This is a genomic window from Agaribacterium haliotis, from assembly GCF_002312815.1.
GTDB classification, from domain to species: domain Bacteria; phylum Pseudomonadota; class Gammaproteobacteria; order Pseudomonadales; family Cellvibrionaceae; genus Agaribacterium; species Agaribacterium haliotis.
In genome coordinates this window covers 141,855-162,742 of record NZ_NKQJ01000004.1, presented here as the reverse complement: position 1 = coordinate 162,742, position 20,888 = coordinate 141,855, and the positions used below count along the sequence as shown (strand labels likewise).

Sequence of the window (20,888 nt, the reverse complement as noted above, 5' to 3'; positions counted from 1 at the left end):
AACTTTGTCTAGACTTAAAACAACGTGGCCGACAATTCGCCACATTTGCATTTGAGCCATCTACCAAGGCACAGCAGCCTTAGCTATTTATGAGCGCACTCAGTAACGAGCAGCACTACAACATACTGATCGTCGAAGATGACCCCGTCAATATCGACATAATTGTCGATGCCCTGAGCGGTCGCTTTCGTTTGTTTGTCGCCAAAAGCCGGGCCAAAGCCATGCGTGTACTCGAGCAGCAAGACATGCACCTGGTATTGCTGGACGTCGGCTTGCCCGACGGCAACGGTTTTGAGATCTGCCACACCCTGGTGGAAAACGAACGCGATTTTGGCCCTCTTGCCATCGTCTTTATGACCGGTATGGACCAACCCGATGACGAAGCCAAAGGCATAGAGCTCGGCGCCCGAGACTACATTACCAAACCGATTAATATCACCGTACTGCGCGCGCGCCTGAACCTACAGACCCAATTGATTCGCCAAACCGAGCTGCTGTCGCAGCTCGCCCGCATCGACGGTCTGACCGAAGTGCACAATCGCCGCGCCTTTGACGATCAGCTTAGAATTGAGTGGAATCGCTGCATGCGCGAGGACCAGAGCCTCAGCCTGTGCCTGCTCGATGTAGACTTTTTTAAACAGTATAACGATATATATGGCCACCCGGCCGGGGACGAAGCCCTCAAAGCGGTGGCCCGTTCGCTCAAAAATACCTTCAAACGCAGTTCTGACTTTATCGCTCGCTACGGCGGTGAAGAATTTGCCATCCTTATTTACAACAGCGACCAGGTTATTGCCGAGCGCCTGATGAACAATGCACTCGACGCAGTGCAGCAATTGTGCATCGAGCACAGTGGTTCTCAAGTCAGTGATTATCTGAGTTTTAGTGCCGGGCTTTGTTCAACCGTGCCGGATGAACTTGTCAAACCCGACGACCTCATCCGCTGCGCGGATACCGCTTTGTACGAAGCCAAAGGCCGAGGCAGGGCTCGCATTGTCTATGGCGACTTAGAGTAACGCGAGCCCCGCGCCGACAAGAGCTTTGCAAACAAAACAGCTTGCTTTACTCCAGCTCTGACAGCAACAGCAAAGCCTCATCGTAGTCGTATCGGACAACCGCTTGCAGCAGCAAAGCCAGCTGTTTGTTGCCACTTGAGCTCTGTTCGAGCTGCCTTAATGACATTAACAGTTCGGCGCTCGGCACTTCACTGCGGGCAAGGTAGCGAGCCAATTCTTGTACTGCGGGGCGAAGTTGAGCTTGCTGCTCAGAGCGCTCGGTTTGTTCGTTCAAATCAACAATAGCTTGGGCGTCGTGCAGAGAGTCGCGCAGCAACTTAAGCAGCTCGTCAAACACTGCTTGATGAATTTCTCCACCTTCGCGCAGCCACGTCTCCTGCTCGGCGGCCAATTCATAAAGCGGCATCATAGCGAGGTTGCCAGCAGCGCCCTTTAAACCGTGAATCAAGTGACGCAGCTGATCGCCATCTGTATCACCGTAAGCTGCGCGCAACTCAGCTTCCGTGTATTGATTGTGCTCAGTATAAGATTTAAGTACACGCACATACGCACTGGCGCGGCGAGCGATATCCGGCTTTTTACGCTCAAAGTCTATGGTCCGCAAGGCTGGCGGCAGCAATAGCTCAGCTGTCTGCGCAGCTGATTTGTTCTTCATCGTTGGCTCCGGCTCCACCTCAATAATTGCGCTATTCAACGCTTGGCTCCCAAACCTAAACAAACAACAGCGATGTCAACGCGGGAAACACAAGAGTACAGCTAGCTTGGCTTTCGCTTTTAGCATAGCAAAGCGGAAAAAGGCGTACGCATACACTATGATCATGATATAAAACAGTTACTGGAAGGATCTGGTCGAGCTGTAAAAGGAGAAACATATGAACGAGCAACGCTGCCCTAATATCGTCGATATCGAAGCATCGGGTTTTGGCAATCTAAGTTACCCGGTGGAGATAGGCATCGCCAAAAGTACCGGTGAGCGTTACTGCGCCCTTATCAAACCGGAAGCTCACTGGACCTACTGGAGCGACAGCGCCGAACAGCTTCACGGCATTAGCCGGGATGTATTACTACAGCGCGGTAAACCTGCCAAACAAGTCTGTCATGAGATCAACGCTTTTTTAGGCCGAAGCCAAGTTTTCTCCGACGCCCTCGCCCACGACCAAAGCTGGCTCAACAAACTGTTTAATACCATGCGCGTTAACCAGAGCTTCAAACTCAGAGCCATTGAACACATCATGCTCGAAGAACAATTTAACGTTTGGGACAAAGTCAAAAGCGAGCTCGAACACAAACTGCAAATGGTTCGCCACCGCGCCAGCTCCGACGCCCTGCTTATCCAGCAAACCTATTTGTGCAGCAGACAAGCTGCCAATAGCCCTGCCGCGTAACACTGCAGACACCGCACCTAGCCCTCCAATCGCATCGCCGGACTGCGCGATGCTCTCTCGTATGCAACGAAGCCCTGAGCCTTAACTATAATCAAACGATACAGCTGCAATCAGCACAGCTTTAGAACGTATCTAAGGAACTTATGCCAACACGCCCCACCTCAAGACGTGAAGCAACGCTAAGGTTTGCCCTCTGCTTGTTGGTGGGTACCGCCCTACTGTGCACCTCGTCATCGCGGGCCAGGCCTCTAGCTGTTAGCGATACTGAACTGCGCGCAATGATTGTATTGCGCCTGCTTCAATTCAGTCGCTGGCAGGGGCAAGACCAGGCAGAAATCTGTGTGATTGGCGACAAAGCCATCGGCCAGCAACTTAGACATATCAGCCAGCGAGGTAGTAAAGATATCGCCGTTCACAACGTCAACATGCCGCCCCCTGCGAGCTGCTCGGTACTGATCCTCGGCCCTAAAACTGAGGTACTTGATATCAAAACGACTCAAAGTAAATTTTTAATTTGCTCAGGCTGCGCGTCGAAAGATATTGCCGCCATCCACCTCTACCGCCACGGCGATAAAATCCAGTTCGACATCAACCAGCGGGCGGCCAAAAATAGCGGCGTGCACTTCCGCTCGAGTGTGCTCAAGGCCGCCAGCAATGTCGAGGGCGGGATATGAACGATACCCGCCTCTCGCTTCGTTTTAAGCTGCTGCGCATCGTCGGTTTAACCCTGATTGTCGCCATCGTGGTCAGCGGTGTAGCCTTGCTCGCCTTTAGCCGACTCGAAGCTCACAACAACACCAACGATGATCTGCGCCTAATCGGCGATATACTCGCCGAGAAAGTCAGTTTTGGTTTGAGCCTGGGGCAGAGTTATGCCGACGAAGTCAGAGAAAACCTCGAAAGTGCCCGCCACCACAACGATATCGCCCGGGTATGCCTGTATCAGCGCGACAGTAAACTCTACGCCAGTTATCTCGCCGCCGATGTCGGCGATAGCTGTTTAAGTAACTTTCAACCGCAGGCACATTTGCAGACAAGCCATGCTTTTACTCGCCACCAAACTATCTACACGCCGGTCAGCCTCGACGGAGAAACCTTCGGGCACTTAATTATTGAAAGTACCGGCAATTCACTGCAACGCCAGTTTTTGTTAACTAGCCTGGCTATTTTTGGCGCTCTGTTTGTCGCGGTGATGCTGGCGTATTTATTTGGCAGCCGCCAGCTAAACCGCTCGCTGCAGCCGCTGAGCGAGTTGTCTAAGCTCGGCGAGCGCATTGCCGCCAACCCACTTAATTCTGAGCGAGCAAAAAAACGCAGCAACGACGAAGTCGGCGATCTTGTCGATACCATTAACCATATGCTCGATGTTTTTCGCATTGAGAACCAGAAACTCAAAAGCTCTGAAACCACCTTCAGAACCCTTGCCGAAAATTCTCCAGTCGGAGTTTTTCTGCGTAACTCGCCCAAAAACTACGACTACGTCAACCCGGCGTGGACAAAAATTACCGGCCTTAACGAAGAGCACGCAAACAACTTTAGTGACTTTATCGACAGCGAATACAAACGCCGCTACATCGAGAGCATGAGTAAGCTTCAACACGGGCAGTTATTTGTACAAGCCGAATTCGAATTTCTTCACTACACCGGGGATTACCGCTACTTACAAGAGCACGTAAGCATCGTTAGAGAAGGCAAGCGTACTTTTTACGTCGGCACCCTGGTAGATGTTACCGACCTCAAAAAAGCCCAGAATGAACTCGAAAAACTCGCCTATTACGACCCTTTAACTCACCTGCCCAACCGCCGCTTTTTAAGTGACCACTTAAAATACGCATTTGCCAGCGCAGAGAAAAAACAGTTAAAAATTGCCGCCTTTATGATGGATCTCGACAATTTTAAACGTGTTAACGACAGCCTGGGCCACGATGCAGGAGATCGCCTTTTGAGCCGCACTGCAGAAAGCCTTCGCAGTGCTGTATTTCGCGAAGACGTCGTCGCACGTATGGGTGGGGATGAATTCCTGGTTCTAGTTGAAGGTATAGAAAATATTAACAGTGTCGAATTTATCTGTAAGCGCCTGTTAAGTGCAATGAAAACCGACACTGCCAATGAAGTTGCCTCGCTGGCGGTCAGCGGCTCCATCGGTGTCGCGCTGTACCCCGATGACGCCAGCACCCCCGAAGAGTTACTGCGCTTTGCCGACATGGCGCTATACAACAGCAAAGAAGGTGGCGGCAATAGTTTCTCTTGCTATTCTGCCAAACTCGACGAGGAAATAAGGGAACAAATACGCCTCGAACAAAAATTGCGCCACGCCATTGACCATCGTGAAATTGACGTATTTTTGCAGCCTCAATACCAATCTAAAAATTTACAGGCCTGCTGGGCAGAAGCGCTGGTTCGCTGGATAGATAAAGACGAAGGTTTTATTCCTCCATCTAAATTTATTCCAATTGCTGAAGATAGCGGGCTCATTCACGAGCTTGGAAAATTTGTACTCGATCGGGTTTGTGAAATTCTCAGCCAACATGAAAAAGAATTAGCCCGCTTAGGTATTGAGGGTATTAGTGTCAATCTAAGCGCTCAACAATTCTTTTCAAGTTCGCTGGAGACTGAAATTGGCCGAACCCTGAAAAAATACAGCATCAATCCAGCTCAAGTTGAATTTGAATTAACAGAATCCACCGTCACCGACGATATGGACCGGGCCATTGAAATAATGGCGTCACTGCGAGATGTCGGTTGCCGGCTCAGCATTGATGATTTCGGCACAGGATATAGCTCGCTTAGTTACCTTAAAAGATTCCCAATCACAAGTTTAAAGATAGATCGCTCCTTTGTTATTGATCTACCAGAAGACGACAACGATAGAGAAATAACCTGTGCGATTATCAACCTTGCTCACAACCTCGGCATGACAGTAGTTGCAGAAGGTGTTGAAACCAAGGCTCAGGCAGATTTTCTTGCCAAACACGGATGTGAATATTTACAAGGTTTTTACCTGGCGAAACCGCAGAGCATTGACGACCTGCTCAGCTCCGGCAAATTTAATAAATAAACAAACCAGCGCGGTGCCGACAAAACATAAATAGGTCTGACAGCGGCGCCCATACTTAATCATTAAACAGCTGTTTAATTTTATATCTTTCGGCTGGAAGCCGGGGATAAGCAGTGACTTCGCTTAAGTTTATGGCATACTCGCTGTAGTTACGGCTTTTAGAGCTTTAAGCCCCTCTCGGTTTATTTAGATAAGGTTTTGTGCGATCCATGCTGAAAACGCTGCGCGCCGCTACTAGTTTATGTTTTTTTGCATTCGCATCGATCGGCGCGAGTCATGCACAAATTCCGGAGCTACATTTCTTCTATGAAAAAGCGCCGCAACCAGTTGAAGACTTTTCCTGGTCAAATACCCCGCAAAACTCACACATAGATAGCCCAATAAGCGCAAAAATTCAGCACAAAAAGTTTCACTGTAAAGAAAACCGCAGAGATATCGGCTACCTACTGTATGAACCCGATTTAGACTACCAGCAGGCGCCGGTTATTTACGTACTTGGCGATAGCGCCGTTGGCAATGAATACAGCGGTTTGAAGCAGGCGCAAACTCTGGTTGAAGCAATCGAACTTAAACTGCTGCCACCTATGTATGTCGTCAGCCTAAACGGCGGCCCCAAAGCTTATTACGACGCCGATAAAAAAGCTCAGGGCGAGAGCGCAGCGCTCAGTTTGATCAGTCACCTGGATCAACAACTCGCCACCGTTAGACAGCGCCACGGTCGCATCCTGCTCGGCAGCGGCGAAGGTGCACGCGCAGCAACACGCTGGCTGTTTAAACACCCTGAATTGTTTGCCCGAGCAATTGCCGTCAACCCGGGTATGCAATGGGAGTATCAGAACAGCCAGCAAAGTGCTGACAGCGGCCTAAATAAAGACAACAGCTGGCAACTAGCATTTGACTACGCTTTGAGTCAGAGCCCTTTGAAAGTCAAACTTCTATTACTTGCAGACCAGCAGTCGCCAAATTGGCCGAGCACTACGGCTTACGCCAACTTTCTTGAACAATTAGCAATAGCTCACAAGCTCGAAAGTTATCAACGGGACGCCAAAATCAGCCTTGAAAAGCGCGTTACCGGCAAGGGCGTGTTGTGGCTGGCTCCGGAGATTGCCGAAATCCCGCGCTAGCGCCTGTTGGACCTTCGCCCCCACCTTTTGAGAACTGCTGTCAAACTTGGGCACAAGCCCGGCCGCTAGACTGAAAATCTATAAGTGTGTTGAGCGCTTTTCTGCTAACATCCGTGTTCGTAACACAAGCCTGACACCATGTTTTTTAGCTCCGAGCGCCAGAACTTTTTTAAGCCGCTGACCAGCAAGTACCGCGAACAGATCGTGCAGTGCCTAAGCTTGCTCTACCAGCGCCTCTACAGCGCTAGTGCTGACTACGGGCAGAGCTTAAAGCGCGAACAACTGGTCGAACTATTTGAAGAGGCGCTGGCTCGTTCGCAAGCCCCGGTATTCGAAGATAGTGACGAATCCTCAGAACAGCGTTTTCGCAATCACCGAGAACAGGCCAGCTGGGTGCTCAAAGCCCTGCTCGATGCCGGATGGATAGAGCGGCAGGTCGACAACGCGACATTTCAGTCGCGCTACCCTTTTTCGCGTATGGGTCGCCTGTTTACCCAGGCCCTAAATGACGCCGACAGCAAACAAATACGCACCCGCCACCGCAATACCCGCAACACCCTAAATGCACTTGAAGCATTTGCCAGCCGCGGGGAGATTTACGACCTACTCGACGCGCTCGATTACAGCGAGCGTATCGTCACTGATTTCAGCGACATTATTAGCGAGCTTGAAGACTTAAAGCGCGAACTTGTGCGAGAAGTTGAAGCGCAACAGTTAGTACACGAAGCCAGTGACCAGTTTTTCGACTATATGGAAAAGCGCTTTCAACCGGATATTGCTGTGCGCTTAAGCGCCGATAGTGTCGAAAAACACCGCGACGACATCAACAAAGTCATCACCAGTATTCGGCGCAAGAAAAAAGAGTTTAAACAACAGGCCGAGCAGGCGCTGCGCCAGAGCGCGCCACAGCTATGCCACGATCAGCAAAGTTATTTGTGGTGGGTATTGGACACCATTGAACTGCGCATGCGCAATGCCGCGGACATAATGTTACCAGCCCTGCGCAGAGCTCTTCACGGCTTTACCAAGCGTGCCGACATTGTTATTCGGCAGTTGAGTTTTTTGAGCTCGCAGGCAGACGAAGCGCTAGTAGATATTTGCCGTGAGCTCGCCGACCTAGATCAAGACAGCTATAGCAAACGCCTGGATCGCGCCGCAGAAAAAATGGCTACGACGCGCCTGCGTCTGCTTGACCCGCGCAGCATCAAAGTCAACGAACGCCGAAAGAAGGCTGTAGTTGATACCCGAGTCGAAGATGAGCGCGAAGTCGATTTAGGTGCGCGCCAACAATTGATGGTGCAACAACTGCTTGATCAGGCCTTTGTATTTAATCGCGAAAACTTACAAAACTATATGCTGCAAGCTATGCGCAATGGGCAATCAGTAAATACACGCGACCTGCCTGTCGAGAACGCCCGCGATCTGTTGGCAATTGCCCACGTTATCGAACTGGGTGCAGTAAATAATCTCGACTCAGGTTTAAAATTTGAAATACAACATGAAGGGCTGCGCGATAATTTTTCAAAGTATTATCAGCAATCCGATGTATTTAGTATTTCGCTTGTCGATACCGACAGTGAAACCTGACAAGGTTAGTTACTAGGCATCGACCGTAGCAAGTGAATAAGACTGCGACACTCAAGTTAACCCCCGAGCCGACTTGGCTGGCAAATACGCTTTATGTTAGAAGACTTAATAAAACAAGAATTGGCCAAATTAAATATTGCCTACAACGACTTTAGCGAGCTGCTTTGTCGACTGCTGGATTACGGTGTGATTAACCGCGATGAAAGCGGTATCGAGGCCCAACTTTACGACAGATACCTTGTATGCGCAGAGCTGGTTGAGGAATACCTCAATGTTATCGGCCTGAGGTTAATGCACGACGCTCAATTTATGAGCCTCCGGGTATTCCCGCCTAGCGCAGAGGTTCCCGGGCTAATAGACGACATCCACCGTCCGTTTAATGGCGGCATGCGCTACCGCCCAAGCCAGCAAGAGGTCGCCATCATCCTAATTCTACGGGTTGAGTATGAAAAAGCTCTGCGCGAAGGTCTGGTCGATGATAAAGGCTGTGTCATGCTTGCGTTTGAAGCGTTAAGCATGGCTATGAGTAATTTATTAAAACGCCCGCTGCCGGAAAACGCCAGTGAGCGCATGGCAATTTTTAAACGCCTTCGCCAGTTGCGACTCATCCAATTTGCCAATGAAGAAGCCTTAGCCGGCAACGAGTATTGGCTGAGTATCCAGCCAGCCATTGTCAATTTTGTCAGCAGCGAAGCACTCGACGCGCTTTATCCCAGCACGGAAAGCGACGTCGAAAAAAGTAACAACATTAACCGCGAAGCGGAGAACAGCGATGTATTGTAAGCGCGCGGTACTAGTCAACTGGGGAAATATTCCCGCTCAGGAATTCGAATTCGGGCCGATCAATTTATTTTCCGGCGGCAATGGCTCTGGCAAGACCACCGCCGCCGATGCACTTCAGTCCTTGATGACCGCTGCGCATGAAAACTTATTTAATTTTAACCCTGGCCAAGACGAGACGACTCAACGCGGACGTGGAGGCAAACAAGTACGCACCCTGCAAAGTTATGTGCTCGGCTGCGACGATGGCAGTTACGCCAGGCCACGCACATGCGACGGTTACATCGTCGGCAACTTTCACCCAACTCAAGGTGAAGACGCGGAAAAATTTGTCGCCTTGATGTGCATGAGAGCCAGCCTCGATACGGCTGGTTCGAGCCGTCAGGCGCGGCTCGATGAGCTGCAATTTATTATTATTTCTGGTGAAGAAGTATTTTTAAGCGATATCGTCAAGCAGGATAAAGGTGGCAAATATATCGTACCCCAGCAGGATTTACGCCTGCAGCTTATGAAAAAATTCGGCCGCGACCGGGTTGAGGTATACGACAAAAAAGGCCCTTACCTGCGCCGACTCTACGGTATTTTTCGCGGCGAACGAGCCGGTGTTAGCGACCGTGAAGCCAAACATGCGGCTCGAACCTTCTCTAATTTCATGGCTTACAAGCCCGTTAAAAGCATCACTGATTTTGTTGCTCGCGAAGTACTGGAACCCAAGGACTTAAGTGACGATATAAAAGAAGTCAGCGAGCTGATGAAAACCATCAGTGCCATGGAACAGGATACCCGCCAGCTCAACGATGCGATTAACAACCTTGAGCAAGCTCAAAACCACAGCCAGATCTATATCAGTGCCTGGCAAAACCGTGCCCTGCTGCGCTATGCAGAGGCTGCACGTCAGGCCGGATTCAAACAGCGCGATTATTTAAACGAGCTTAAAAACCAAAGCGAAAAAAAGACACTGATCGCCGAGTATAAACAGAAGAACACACTGCTAAGTGACAAGCGCACAAGCTTGCAAGAAGAGCTTGTCGAGCTTACCGCCCAGCGCCAAGGTATTAGTGCGCTAAAAGACAAGGACCAACTCGAGCGGGATATTCAACGTCTGCAGAGCGAACTTGGGCAGCTCGTTGTACCGCTTGTAAACGAAGACCAGCAGATAAGTCTCAACCTGCGAAGTGCAGTACAGCTCGCAGAAGCGATAAAAAATAAAGAGCTCGGTGCCGAATTCAGCAAGATAGACTTAAAAGATCTTGCGCTAAAATTAAAGCGCTTGATCGACGCCGGCTCGGACAGCGGTATCAATGCGCAGAACTTGCAGACAAGAGATTGGGTTAACAATGACGCACTGGAAAGCAAATTAACCTCTATTGCCGAACTTGAACTACTGCACAATCAACTCGCCGATATGATTCACCTAGGCGAGCAAAGCCCGGCGGATCAACTTTATTTAAACCTACACCGATTAAACGAGCAACGCGATAAAGCCAAAGCCCAATTTAATTTAAAACAGCAAGAGATCCAAAAGCTACAACAGCAGCGTGTCAGTTACCCCGCCCATGTTGAAAGCGCTGTACAAGCTATCAAACATCAATGCCCAGATGCGCGGCCGGCGGTACTTTGTGATTTTATTGATATCAAAGATCCAGATTGGCAAATGGCGATTGAAGGTTATCTCGGCGGCGCTCGCTTTGGCATTGTGGTTGAGCCAGAATATGAAGCCGAAGCCATACAAATAGTGCGCCGCCTGCCTGGCCGCCGCAATAACGCTCGAGTAATTCAAGGCAGCAAAGCTCAGCGCGATGCACAAAGGCTGCAGACCGATGGCCGCAGCATTGTTGATGTTATGCGCTTTGAACATAAAATCGTTGAGTACTATGTGCGCGCTAGTTACGCCTCCGTCAAACGAGTCGACAGTGCAGAACAGCTCCGGGGCACAGCGCGCGGTTTAACCCGCGACGGCATGGGCAGCGGTTCGTATTCTATGTTCCGCTGTGATATCGACGAAGCTGATCTGGTATTTGGCCAAGGCGCGCGCGAACGCGCGCTTACAGCCAAACAAGATCAGCTAATAAAACTCCAACAGCAAGCCCAACAATTCGAGCAGCAGAGCCAGAAACTGAGCGAACTGCGCAACCATCTCGCTAACTTCAAAAGCATTCACTGCAGTAAGTTAATTCAAAACATGCTGCAATTACATCAGAGCCTGACTAAAAATGAGCACGCGCTAGCGAACCTTAACCTTGAAGACTTTGCCGAGCTGGAACAAAAACTCGAACACATAAAAACAACACTTAAAGAGCTAGAACACGAAGCGCAGCAGCTCAGCAAACAAAGCGGTGCCGCTGAGAATGAATTGCGCAACAGCGAGCTTAGAGCATCTCGCTTAAGTTCAGAACAAGAACAACTTGCCGATAAAAAAGACAGTGCTGAACAAGCTGTTGTTAAACTAGCCAGCTACAACAGTGATTTTAACGCCCAGGTCGAGCTCGCACAGGCCGATGAAAATGCTAAGGGCAGCAATAACTTTAACGAAGAGGCGAGCCACGCTCAGCGCGAACTGGAACGCAACGAGCGCCGCCTCTACGAATGCGTACTCGAGCACAACCGAAGTGCCCAGCGCTACAACAGCCTGCAATACCAAGCGCTTGACGAAACCCATGAAACATCTGAGAACTATGCCGCGGTGCTCGGCATGCAAGATGAGATTCAGCGAATTTACAACAGCCTGAAAAATAATGTTTTAGTGGGCAAACATGAAAAGTTAGTCGTACTGCGCGATAGTTTTAATACAACTTTTGTCACCAACCTTTGCCACAGCATTTTTCAAAGTATCAACGACGGTAAACGCTGCCTCGAAGAACTCAACCGAGAACTTGAGCACCACCGTTTTGGTGCAGACCGTGAACGCTTTTATTTCTCATGGGATTGGCTGCCGGAGTTTCGTGAATACTGGCACTTCTTTAAGGAAATCATTAAAAGCCCGAGCCTGGGTGACGGCAACAACCTATTTGAGGTTAATCTCGATAAACGCGCGACTGAAGTGCGCGATAAGCTGTTAAGCATGCTACTAGACAAGGATGAACAAAGCGCCCTAAATGAGTTAAAACGCATTAGTGACTACCGAAATTATCGGCGCTACGAAATTTTTAAAGAACCTCTTAACAAACAGCCAATTCCATTGTCAACCTACGGAACCGGTTCTGGTGGCCAGCTGGAAACACCAGCTTACATTATTCGCTCCGCCGCGATTACATCTGCATTTCGGTTTAATGAAGGGCGCAGCCACTGCCGTATGGTGCTTGTCGATGAAGCGTTTTCCAAAATGGATGAAACGCGATCGCGAGAAGTTATCAACTATTTAACGGAAAGCCTGGGCCTGCAGTTAGTGTTTATTATGCCCTCTAGCAAAAGCGGGCCATTTATGGACTTAATCAGTCACCAAGTGGTGTTTAGCAAGTGCCCAAGCGCAGTTGCAATTGGCGAATTAAATACGCGGGTTTTAGTCGACCGCAAAACATGCAACCAAGATAAGATTAAAGATCTTTGGGCAAAACACCGAAGCACTATCCGCAACCAAGCGAGTTTGGACTTTATGGAAGGAATAGTTTAAGACCAACTGATTGGCAAAAACACTTCCCATTGGCTGTAATTTGCATATATAGTTGGTTTAGGCGGCGCCTATCGTCGCCCTAAGGAAGGCCAGCTATGAATGCCTATAGGCAGCGCCCGTCATGGGTAGATGAAGAGCCCCTGGTTCAGGAAATACTGAACCGCTTTCTGGATCAGTGTGATCGAAGCGTGAAAGCTCAGCTAAGGGTGAGCGCCAAAAGCACACCAGAGCTTTTTGATTACGTCGACGACGACCCTCAATATCTCTGGCACCTGCTTAAAAGCCTCGACAATGAGTATCATATTTTAAGCGTGCAAAAGCAGCGTGGAAAAAGCGGGCGCGACGCCAATGAAAACGCACTATTGGTTTTTAACAGCGATCAAGAGGCGCTGGTTCGAGCTTGGTTAAACAGGCCTGCGTTTGACCCTTATACACTAACCTGGAACGAACGCTTTGCAAAAGTTCATCACGTTTTTGAGGACAATGGCGCGGCCTTAGAAAAACCCTTGCGAGTAGAAGGCCGCAGTGCCGGCGAAGTTTTACAAGCTTTCGCCAGCCTAGCCGAGCAAATCGCCACACCTCAAACCCTGCGCAACCTCAGTGCAAAATGCTTCTGGGGCGACAGCAAATTTCTCGACAATAAATTTGATTTAGTCTGCGCCCTATTCCCCCAAGCCAGCATGGCAATTGAACCGCGCCCCATTATGATGAACGTGGTACTGCCCGACCAGCTCGATGAAATTATTTTTGTCGAAAACCAAGATAGCTTTTTAATGCTTAAACAACTGGCCGACCTTAACCCTCGTTTTATGCACAGTGCTTTTGTTTACAGCTCAGGCTTTAAAGGTAGCTCCCTAACCGTTAGAAAAAAAGGCAATGCAATATTTAGTACTCTCAATAGCGCCAGCCCGGAAATGCTGATTGAATTTCAGCGTTGGTGGTTTGATGGTGGCGAGGCCCCGTGCTACTTCTGGGGCGATATGGATTACGCGGGGCTTGCTATTTTAAGAGCCCTGCGCAAAAGCTTTGAGGGCATGCAAGCCTGGCAGCCCGGCTACGAATTAATGATGAGTTTTCACGACAAAGGTCACGGCCACCAAATTCGCGATAGCAAAAAGATGAAACAGCTAGACCCCGGCACCTGTGGCTGCCGCTACGCCGACGATGTTTTACTACCGGCTATCCGCAGTTCACAGCGATTTTTAGATCAGGAAATTGTTGCTCTGCGCGAATTTGAACAAAGCTTGATTTAACAATAACTCTAGAGTGAAGAATAAGGCCTTAGCTATATAAAACTAAGGCCTTTCAGCAATATACAGCCTTATTCCCCGGGGTATTCGCCAATCATCATCAGCTGTGTCTCGCCACTATTGGCGTCGACACCGTCGTTGTCGTTGACTATCCACATATTGCGCTCGGCATCGACAGCCAGGCCTTCAATTTTTTCATAGGTTAAGGCCGCGGTTGATTGCAGGTCTTTAACCAGATCGCGCACGAGAGTTTTATTGAGTGTATCACCACTGCCAACGGTATTTATATCGATTTTGTAGATGCGCTTGATTGCAGCATCAGGGCCACCTTGATTATCTCGCTCGAGCACCAGAAAATGCCCGCCACCAACTGAAGTAATCTCACTTAAACCGACCCAACCGCCTCGCTGCGAACTAACTTGATCTAAAGGATAAAAGACAAAGCTCCAGCTTTTATTCTGTAAATCATAGATACCAATACGAGCTTGCTCTTCTCCTTGCCAAGCTCGCTGAAAAGCGACATACAGTTTATCACCGTATTCGGCGACCCCTTCAAAACCAAAGCGTACTTGTTTGTTGTTGAGCTCAGCTGGCAGCGTTACAACCCGGTCTATCACACCGGAACTATCTGCGTGAATAAGCATATTTAACTTTTCAATTGGGCGCGTGTCGCTTTGCGCCATTGTTCCGGCCCCTTCTGATGCTATCCAAAAACCACCATCAACACCAATGCTTAAACCTTCCGCATCAATATTTACACTTTTGTCATCATTGATCATCGCAGCTAGATCATGCGCATCAAAGCTATCAGCGCGCTGCTGCGGCCCAGACGTTGCCATCGATGCGAGAACATTATTGCTATCGCGCAAACGCAGCGCGCGCTCTATTTTGGCCGGCTGACTACTGGTATTGATTTTAAATAAACGGGTCGACGCAAAAAAACTATCTTCAACCGACCACAATACATGGTCTTCTCGCATATCGTAGCTCAGCGCGCTCAACGCCGACCAAGCGATTGGCTTAGCATGAACATCGTTTTCGGATTGCAAAGTTGGATAAACAGCATCACCGCGCTGATAGTGATACAGGTTTAATACTGAGCGTATCTTATCGCCGCGTTTATCTTTTTCACTGGCAACGATCAACAAGTTGCGCGAAGGTAAAGCAACCGCTCCTTCTGGGGCCACTCCTGCAGGCAACACCTGCTTTAACTTCGGTGCCGCCGGGTCGTTAACCTGATAAACAAAAACCAAGTTCGAACGCTCTGAGTTCACAAATAAATAAGTATTGTCGCCATAGCGGGCAACTTCGACGTTTTCCGCTTCATTACCTTTGTTTTTTGAACGCCCGTCGGGGTAGTGACCGAGACGCACCGCCCAATGATCAAGACTGTTACCACTGGTCCAAACCAGCTCGCCTTGAGTATTAAAGATACTGACACTGCGGCTGCCACCATTTAGGTCACCTTCATCGGCCGTAGCAAAGTGATGCTCATCAATCCAGGCAACGCCATCTGGCTCGCGTAAAACAGCATCTAAGCTATCGTTCAGCAGTATCCTTGCCGGCTTTTCTTCGCGGCGATCAATATCCTTGAGATCAACACTACCGGCGGAAAAGTGGTGCAGCAATGTTTTGCTCGCCAGATCAACAAGCACAAGGTGATTATTTTCCTGCAGGCTGACAACAGCAATATTATTACTGTTGATATCGACATATTCCGGCTCTGGATCCAGCGGATACAGCTCGGCAATATTGCTTAAGCTAAGTGGACTTGTCGTCCAGAGGCCCGGGTTCTCGGTACTAATATCAACTATCACAAGTTCACCGGCCGGCGTTTGCGGTGGCAAACCGAGCTCACCTTGCCCTTCACCCTTGCATTGCTGCTCGGCAAGATCTTCGTCATCATAAGCTGTGCCGGCGTAAGCGCCACTCACACACAACAGTTCATTGCGCTCATTTTCAATCACAACCGCCGCGTAATTTTTATCGGGGCTAACAGCAATAGAATCCGGCTGACCGCTTAAAGGCAGTGTCGCTGCTAATCGCTTGTTGGCAATATCAAAGATGGCCAGCTCGCCGCCGACATTGACATAGTCTTCAGACGTGTTGACGGCGACCAGAGCATAATTGCCTTTTACAGCAAGCGAAGTCGGCTCGCCCGCCAACTCAATCAAACCCGCCGCCATCGGCTTGCTGGCGTCACTGATATCAACAAAGCCGAGGGCGCCAAGTGGGCTATCGGTGTATACAAGCACCTGCCCGTCTTCGCTGACCGCAACAATTTCCGCCGCGGTTTCATCGTCGACGTCGCAGCTCATATGTAGCTGCTCACAAACGGGAAAGCTGGCTATGCGATTAAAATTTTTATCCGCGCCTGCGTTGTTGTCTCCGCCGCAGGCGAAGAGAAAAGTAGAAACAGCAGTAATAAAAGATAGCTGCTTTAAGTTTACGGCCATAAGTGCCCCCAAATTATAAGTATTAAAATGAGGCCTTATTGTTGGCGTGAAATATTACTCAAGAGCTGCAGTTAAATGACACAAATATTTCAGATGCTTTAAGTTTACAAAAACACAAAAATTGCAAATACCCCACCAGAGAAATACCTTAACGCTTATTTTTTAGTACTTTATCCGCTTTTCTATCGAGCTTAGGTTTAGCCCGGATTGAAGCAAAGGGGTCGTTCTTGTCAGCACCGGCATCAACAGCCGATGCAGATTCATCACTTTGCGCTTGATTCGCCGCCGCAGATGAATTTGAGCTGTGCTGTTTTTGATCGTTATTACGATATTTACTTCGAGCTGCTGTTTTGGGGTCGGAAGGCTGCAACAAACGCTGACAATAGCGCCAATAGAAATACACAACAGCAAGTATCAAACCCCACTTAAGTAAAAATGACTGCAGTACGTAGCTGCGTTCATCACTAACATTTACATAAGCGAGAAAGTCGCTGTGCATCGTCCAGATAAGTACAAGCACGATTAAAACAAGCGGAACAGTTTTTATTATTCCGCCGTAGCGTCGCCAAATCGCTATCAGCACGCTCCACTTTAGCAGCTTATTAAACATCTACAGCCACCACCCCAAGCCAAGTGCGGCGGCAAGTGCAATCAAGCCCTTTTCTTTGATTGCGCCATAAAGCTTGTCTTCTTCTTCGGCAACAATAATTTCAAGTTCATCTTCACTGAACTCTTCGGGTTTACGTCCGGCAAGTAAGATGCGAGTTTCCGCACGACTGATCGCTTTATTGCGAACGCGCTGTCGCATTTTTTGTTTCAATACTTTGGGTCTATCAAATACGCTCATTGCGGCTGGGCCTTTTTTAGACAGGCAAAACTAGCTGACGCCGCTATTGTAACGGTGCACCTATAAGCTGCCAAACGCGGGCCGTATTGGGTTTAGAGCAAATCGAGCTGGGTTTAAAGCGAGTCGAGCATATCCTGGCGGGAACTGATCATTTCCTGGTAGGTCTGCAGAGTCACCAAATCGAGGAAATCATCTCGGCGACGCAGCTTTGAGAGCTGCATTTCAAGACAGTGAATTTCGCGCTGTAATTGCGATTTGAGCAAACTCGTGTCTTCCAGATTCGCCGGCAAAATATTGTGGCTAGATTGGCGGTACATCACTGTTACTTACCTCTCCGTCAACGGCCAGATACTGGCGTGATCAAAATACTAAGTCTTAGTCTAGACAAAGTTTTGATTGCGCCAGGCTACGAAAAGGCTCTGTTTTAGCTTGATTTTGAATAATACTTACAGCGTCATTGCCAAGGTGAGTGCTAGTTTACCGCTCAGCCTGCAGCCAATCTCTGGCAAGATATAAAGCCGCTATTGTGCGCGCCTCGGTCAAATCTTCTCTGGCGACCAATTCACTTAAGTGCTCTAACGAAAATGCCCTGACGGCCAGCGGTTCAGGTTCGTCGCCCGGCAGCGATTCAGCGTAGAGATCGCGCGCCAACACTATCTGGGTAAAGTGCTGCATATAGTTTGGGCTCTGGCTCATACACTTGAGCAAAACCAGATCGCGTGCACCAAAGCCGGCCTCTTCTTTTAGCTCCCGATTGGCGGCCTCAAGGTGACTTTCCCCCGGGTCTACTTTGCCTTTTGGCAGTGTCCACTCGTAGGCTTCGACACCTATGCCATATTCCTGTACCAGCAGAACCTCATTATTTTCATTCACGGGTACAATAATCACCGCAGCGGTCGAGCCTGATCGCAAATACTCATATTCCCGCTCTTCGCCATTGCTGAATCGAATATCAGCAGCCTCGACCTTAAATAGACGTCCGTTGCATACTGGCCGACGGGTGAGTATTTTGGGCAGCTCGGGCATAATGCTTTCCTTTTACCTTATGTGATCAAGACGTATTGCTCGCTTGGCCGCAGAGTATAACGCCGTTTCGCCGCGACAACGAAAACAAGGCCCTGAATAAAGACGCATGATTAACTGGTCTACCATCGATACTGTACTGCTCGATATGGACGGCACTTTGCTCGACCTACACTTCGACAATTATTTTTGGCTGCATCACCTACCCAAACGCTACGCCGAAAGTCACAGCGTTGAACTTGAGCAAGCGCGCAAGCATATTCACGAGCAGATCAAAAACCTTGAGGGCACGCTGCAGTGGTACTGCCTTGACCACTGGTCTGAATTGATGCGCCTCGACGTACCCGCGCTCAAACACGAGGTCAAACACAAGATACAGATTCGCCCTCATGCCGAGCGCTTCCTGCAAGAGCTCAGACAGCTCGGCAAAAAGCTGGTGCTGATCACTAACAGTCATCCAGCGGGGCTCGAGTTGAAACTCCAGGTCACTAAGATCGACCGCTGGCTGGACATTATCATCAGCTCACATCAATTTCAGAGCCCCAAGGAAGATTTACGCTTTTGGCAACAACTGCAGCTTGAAGAGCCCTTTGATCCCGAGCGCAGTGTGTTTATCGATGACAGCCCGCGCATTTTGCGCAGCGCTGAAGACTACGGTGTTAAACACTTAGTTTGTATCACGCGCCCGGACAGCCAAAAGCCGGCACACGATAGCAGCCCCTTTATCGGTATTAACGACTTTGACGAGCTACTACCGCTGCAAAACGAGGGGGCCACATGGGCGAAAAAACACTGAGCAAGGTCCGTATAGATAAATGGTTGTGGGCGGCTCGCTTTTATAAAACCCGCTCGTTGGCCAAACAAGCCATTGACGGCGGCAAGGTACATATAGACGGCCACCGGATCAAAGCCAGTAAAGAAGTTGAGGTTGGCCTTACCCTGGTGTTGCGCCAGGGCTGGGATGAAAAAGAAGTACTTATCCGCGCCCTTAGTGACAAGCGCGGCCCAGCGCCGGTCGCAGCAACACTCTATGAAGAGACCGAGCAGAGTATCGCCAAACGCGCAGAACAGGCCGAACAGCGCCGAGCAAGCCAGCAGTTTAGCGAGCGCCCGGCCAATAAACCAAATACGCGCCAACGGCGCCATATCCACCGCTTTAAGCGCGCTGTTTTAGATTCAGACTAAGCTGTTGAACAACCACCCTGCCGGCACGCTAGATAAGCTCATTGCTCAGATCAACGCTCGACAGAGCACAGATGAAAGCGCAAAATTGCGCCCCCAGCTATGACTAGGTATAAGCATGAGCGCAACAAAAGATCAGGTGCACCGCTTTCTATTCGACAACAGTGACATACGCGGTGAAATCGTCACTCTCGAAAAGAGCTTTCAGGATGCCACAAGTGCCCAGGGCCTGCCGAGCGCACTGCTTCCACTCTATGGCGAATTTATGGCCGCCGTTGCCTTGATTGCGGAGATGCTCAAGTTCGACGGTACGATTACCCTGCAGGCTCGGGGTGATGGCGCCCTGCCGGTGATCATGGCCGAGAGCAACCAGAAAGGCCATCTTCGCGGTTATGCACAGGTCGCAGACCCAACTGCCCTACAATGCAACGATAGTAAGGACTTACTTCCACTCGCAGCTTTATTGGGTAACGGCATACTGAGCTTGACGATGGACCCCGCACAAGGCCAGCGCTACCAAGGCATTGTGCCTTTAGATGGCGCCGATTTAGCAAGCTGCCTGGAGCACTACTTTACTCAAAGTGAGCAGTTGCCTACGTACTTTAAGCTATTTGCCTCAGAACACAGTGCCGGGGGCATTTTCCTTCAGGCCTTACCCGCACAACTGGTCACCGATGCGAGCTCGCGCAGCGAACAATGGCAAACATTGCTTCAACTTGCAGCAACAACTAAAGCCGAAGAAATTTTCGAACTCGATCACCCGACCTTGCTCTACCGCTTGTTTCACGAGCACGATTGCAGAGTATTTGAAGCCAAAGACTTACTGTTTCGCTGCCACTGTTCAAGTGAGCGCAGCCTGCGCGCAATTGAAACTCTGGGCTCGAATGAGGTCCAGGCTATTATTGACGATCAGGGTTATATTGATATGGGCTGCCAGTTTTGCGGCAAGAACTACCACTTTGACAAAACAACACTGAAGAAAATACACGATAAGCTCAGCCAAAAGCACTGAGCCCAGGGCTTTATTTACAGCCGATGGCAACGATCGCACAGCGGCTGTAAATAAAGCTCGATATATTTGAGCTCCCAGCTAGAGCCTGAGGTTCAAAGCTAAAATAGCCTTTTCAATTTTTTCTAAATCGGGCACCAGCAGGGCTTCTCCGTGCACATTCACCGACAACATTTCAAACTCGCGCGCAGGCTGTGCCTCATTATTTTCAATATCAGCCTGGGTAAGGCGCAGTGAACGCGGCAGAGATTGGCTCAAAAAACTGATAAAAGGCAGACTTTCGTCGACACCAGTACTGTTTAAAATAGCGACTCGGCCATCCGCGTTTAATTTTGGCGAACACTGGTTATTGAGCGTTTCATAACTTAGCACTGGCACCCGCAGGTTTCGCCACGGGTAATAACCGAGAAACCAATCCGGCGTATTGGGCTTGATATCAAACGGCTGTATCGGCGCCATCTCTGCGACGGTTACCGTTGGCAATAACAGGTTCGATTCTACCATTGGCAGAATCATACAGCCGATATCGCTGCCGTCATCCAGTTCTTCTAAACTCATAAC

The 20,888-nt window shown here is 49.5% G+C and carries 19 protein-coding genes; 12 read left to right on the top strand and 7 right to left on the bottom strand.

The window, feature by feature from the left end:
* Positions 1 to 89 precede the first annotated feature (89 nt).
* Positions 90 to 1,016, top strand: coding sequence for a GGDEF domain-containing response regulator (locus CFK45_RS06760; RefSeq protein ID WP_096085673.1), 927 nt, complete (start codon positions 90 to 92; stop codon positions 1,014 to 1,016).
* 46 nt (positions 1,017 to 1,062) lie between these two features.
* Here CFK45_RS06760 and CFK45_RS06755 read toward each other — a convergent pair whose 3' ends face one another.
* Complete coding sequence (locus tag CFK45_RS06755; RefSeq protein ID WP_143247491.1) at positions 1,063 to 1,671, bottom strand: Hpt domain-containing protein; 609 nt, start codon at positions 1,669 to 1,671, stop codon at positions 1,063 to 1,065.
* Between the two features lie 217 nt (positions 1,672 to 1,888).
* Between CFK45_RS06755 and CFK45_RS06750 the strand changes: the two genes are divergently transcribed.
* From CFK45_RS06750 to CFK45_RS06715, 8 genes are all read left to right on the top strand, one after another.
* Positions 1,889 to 2,401, top strand: coding sequence for a 3'-5' exonuclease (locus tag CFK45_RS06750; RefSeq protein WP_096085671.1), 513 nt, complete (start codon positions 1,889 to 1,891; stop codon positions 2,399 to 2,401).
* Between the two features lie 143 nt (positions 2,402 to 2,544).
* Positions 2,545 to 3,075 carry a YfiR family protein gene (locus CFK45_RS06745; RefSeq protein WP_096085670.1) on the top strand — a complete coding sequence of 177 codons (531 nt, stop codon included), beginning with the start codon at positions 2,545 to 2,547 and terminating at the stop codon, positions 3,073 to 3,075.
* On the top strand, positions 3,072 to 5,459 hold the full coding sequence (locus tag CFK45_RS06740; protein WP_096085669.1) for an EAL domain-containing protein: 2,388 nt from the start codon (positions 3,072 to 3,074) through the stop codon (positions 5,457 to 5,459). Before CFK45_RS06745 ends, CFK45_RS06740 begins: the two co-directional genes overlap by 4 nt.
* Positions 5,460 to 5,668: 209 nt before the next feature.
* Positions 5,669 to 6,583: an alpha/beta hydrolase gene (locus CFK45_RS06735; RefSeq protein ID WP_096085668.1), complete on the top strand. Its 915-nt coding sequence runs from the start codon at positions 5,669 to 5,671 to the stop codon at positions 6,581 to 6,583.
* Between the two features lie 138 nt (positions 6,584 to 6,721).
* Complete coding sequence (locus tag CFK45_RS06730) at positions 6,722 to 8,170, top strand: Wadjet anti-phage system protein JetA family protein (protein WP_096085667.1); 1,449 nt, start codon at positions 6,722 to 6,724, stop codon at positions 8,168 to 8,170.
* A gap of 93 nt (positions 8,171 to 8,263) precedes the next feature.
* Positions 8,264 to 8,953, top strand: a complete 690-nt coding sequence (locus tag CFK45_RS06725) for a DUF4194 domain-containing protein (RefSeq protein ID WP_096085666.1) — start codon at positions 8,264 to 8,266, stop codon at positions 8,951 to 8,953.
* Complete coding sequence (locus tag CFK45_RS06720) at positions 8,943 to 12,560, top strand: ATP-binding protein (protein ID WP_096085665.1); 3,618 nt, start codon at positions 8,943 to 8,945, stop codon at positions 12,558 to 12,560. Before CFK45_RS06725 ends, CFK45_RS06720 begins: the two co-directional genes overlap by 11 nt.
* Before the next feature lie 95 nt (positions 12,561 to 12,655).
* On the top strand, positions 12,656 to 13,813 hold the full coding sequence (locus CFK45_RS06715; RefSeq protein WP_096085664.1) for a Wadjet anti-phage system protein JetD domain-containing protein: 1,158 nt from the start codon (positions 12,656 to 12,658) through the stop codon (positions 13,811 to 13,813).
* A 68-nt stretch (positions 13,814 to 13,881) separates the two neighbouring features.
* Here CFK45_RS06715 and CFK45_RS06710 read toward each other — a convergent pair whose 3' ends face one another.
* The 5 genes from CFK45_RS06710 to nudE form a co-directional block, all read right to left on the bottom strand.
* A complete protein-coding gene (locus CFK45_RS06710; protein ID WP_096085663.1) occupies positions 13,882 to 16,266 on the bottom strand; it encodes an esterase-like activity of phytase family protein in 2,385 nt (794 codons plus the stop codon).
* A gap of 148 nt (positions 16,267 to 16,414) precedes the next feature.
* Positions 16,415 to 16,876, bottom strand: coding sequence for a hypothetical protein (locus CFK45_RS06705; RefSeq protein WP_096085662.1), 462 nt, complete (start codon positions 16,874 to 16,876; stop codon positions 16,415 to 16,417).
* Positions 16,877 to 17,113, bottom strand: a complete 237-nt coding sequence (locus tag CFK45_RS06700) for a hypothetical protein (RefSeq protein WP_096085661.1) — start codon at positions 17,111 to 17,113, stop codon at positions 16,877 to 16,879.
* A 113-nt stretch (positions 17,114 to 17,226) separates the two neighbouring features.
* On the bottom strand, positions 17,227 to 17,430 hold the full coding sequence (locus tag CFK45_RS06695; protein WP_096085660.1) for a hypothetical protein: 204 nt from the start codon (positions 17,428 to 17,430) through the stop codon (positions 17,227 to 17,229).
* A gap of 160 nt (positions 17,431 to 17,590) precedes the next feature.
* Entirely contained in the window at positions 17,591 to 18,139 is a 549-nt protein-coding gene (gene nudE, locus CFK45_RS06690) for an ADP compounds hydrolase NudE (protein WP_096085659.1), read from the bottom strand.
* Positions 18,140 to 18,245: 106 nt separating this feature from the next.
* On the opposite strand from nudE, the gene yrfG reads away from it, so the two are divergent.
* From yrfG to hslO, 3 genes are all read left to right on the top strand, one after another.
* On the top strand, positions 18,246 to 18,932 hold the full coding sequence (gene yrfG, locus CFK45_RS06685; RefSeq protein ID WP_096085658.1) for a GMP/IMP nucleotidase: 687 nt from the start codon (positions 18,246 to 18,248) through the stop codon (positions 18,930 to 18,932).
* Positions 18,929 to 19,321, top strand: a complete 393-nt coding sequence (locus tag CFK45_RS06680; RefSeq protein WP_096085755.1) for an RNA-binding S4 domain-containing protein — start codon at positions 18,929 to 18,931, stop codon at positions 19,319 to 19,321. The genes yrfG and CFK45_RS06680 overlap by 4 nt, the downstream gene beginning before the upstream one ends.
* Before the next feature lie 115 nt (positions 19,322 to 19,436).
* The gene (gene hslO / locus CFK45_RS06675; RefSeq protein ID WP_096085657.1) at positions 19,437 to 20,330 is read left to right on the top strand and encodes an Hsp33 family molecular chaperone HslO; all 894 of its coding nucleotides are present in this window, start codon (positions 19,437 to 19,439) and stop codon (positions 20,328 to 20,330) included.
* Between the two features lie 78 nt (positions 20,331 to 20,408).
* Here the strand turns inward: hslO and CFK45_RS06670 are convergent, their stop codons facing one another.
* The gene (locus CFK45_RS06670; RefSeq protein WP_096085656.1) at positions 20,409 to 20,885 is read right to left on the bottom strand and encodes a chemotaxis protein CheW; all 477 of its coding nucleotides are present in this window, start codon (positions 20,883 to 20,885) and stop codon (positions 20,409 to 20,411) included.
* Positions 20,886 to 20,888: the final 3 nt, after the last annotated feature.